The sequence below is a fragment of the Mesorhizobium sp. M4A.F.Ca.ET.090.04.2.1 genome, from assembly GCF_003999085.1.
GTDB lineage: Bacteria > Pseudomonadota > Alphaproteobacteria > Rhizobiales > Rhizobiaceae > Mesorhizobium.
The window spans coordinates 1-939 of record NZ_RZOT01000934.1 but is presented as its reverse complement, the minus strand read 5'-3'; the positions used below and the strand labels follow the sequence as shown (position 1 = coordinate 939).

At 68.3% G+C, this 939-nt stretch carries 2 protein-coding genes; both read right to left on the bottom strand.

Annotation, left to right across the window (positions count from 1 at the left end; all coding sequences use genetic code 11):
• Positions 1–458, bottom strand: a 458-nt coding sequence (locus tag EN781_RS33280) for an FAD binding domain-containing protein (protein WP_189347985.1), incomplete at its 3' end; no start/stop codon positions are given.
• The gene (locus EN781_RS33275; protein ID WP_126059131.1) at positions 455–937 is read right to left on the bottom strand and encodes a (2Fe-2S)-binding protein; all 483 of its coding nucleotides are present in this window, start codon (positions 935–937) and stop codon (positions 455–457) included. The genes EN781_RS33275 and EN781_RS33280, both read right to left, overlap by 4 nt.
• Positions 938–939: the final 2 nt, after the last annotated feature.

Sequence of the window (939 nt, the reverse complement as noted above, 5' to 3'; positions counted from 1 at the left end):
CCGAGCTCCGCATGGCCCCGCGTCCCCCCGCCGATCGCCGAGCAGCCGCTGCCCGGCGCGCGCTTGTTGCAGGCCGGGAAGTTGGCTGGGTCGCGAAAATAGGGACAGCGCGTGCGCTGCATCAGGTTGCCGCCGATGGTCGCCATGTTGCGCAGCTGCGCCGAGGCCGCCTGCCACAGAGCCTCCGAGACGGCCGGGAAGCAACTTTTGATCCCGGCATGGTCGGCGACATGGCTCATCTTCGCCAGCGCGCCGATCATAGCGCGGTCGGCGGTGACGTCGATGGCGCTGAGCCCCTCGATATGGCTGATGTCGATAACGGTCGAGGGTTCGGCGACGCCGCATTTGGCGAGGTCGACCAGCGTCGTGCCGCCGGCAAGCAGCATGGCGCCGGGGAGGGCGGAAGCATGGCGCGCGGCCTCGACAGTGTCGGCGCGGAGGTAGGAAAAGTCTCTCATGAGCGGAGCCCCTCTGCTGCCTGGCGGACGGCGGCGACGATGTGCGGATAGGCGCCGCAGCGGCACAGATTGCCGGCCATGTATTCGCGGATTTCTTCGTCGGACCCCGCATGGCCCTCGCGGATGCAGGCCACCGCCGACATGATCTGGCCCGGCGTGCAATAGCCGCACTGGAAGGCGTCCTGATCGAGGAAGGCGGCTTGCACGGCGTTGAGCGTGCCGTCCGCGTCGGCAAGCCCCTCGATGGTGGTGATGTCGCGTCCCTCGACCTGCGCCGCCAAAGTCAGGCAGGCAAGCACGCGCTCGCCGTCGACATGCACGGTGCAGGCGCCGCACTGACCCTGGTCGCAGCCCTTTTTGGTGCCGGTGAGGTGGAGCCGGTCACGCAGCGCGTCGAGCAGCGTCACGCGCGGCTCGATGTCGAGAGTGTGGTCGCTGCCGTTGATGATGAGGTGGAGGGAAAGCGTGGTCGGACTGATGG